Annotated in this window: 1 protein-coding gene; it reads left to right on the plus strand. The window is 58.7% G+C overall.

Going from position 1 to position 223, the window contains the following annotated elements; translation table 11 throughout:
* Window positions 1-223: hypothetical protein (locus ACTHUT_RS22450; RefSeq protein WP_440386937.1), on the plus strand; the 223-nt coding region annotated here is incomplete at both ends.

Consider the following 223-nt stretch of genomic DNA (forward strand, 5'->3'; position numbering starts at 1 on the left):
CCGACAACCAGATTGACTTCAAACTGGCCAAAGACATCACCGTCGACAGCGTTACCGCAGGCGACAGCAAACTGAATTCAGACGGCCTCACCATCACAGGCGGCCCGAGTGTGACCAAAGCAGGCATCAATGCCGCCGGCAACAAGATCACCAACGTAGCCGCCGGTAGCGACGATACCGACGCCGTCAACTACAGCCAGCTGAAACAGCAAAGCGCCGCCGC

It is taken from the genome of Neisseria sp. P0022.S010 (assembly GCF_051956635.1).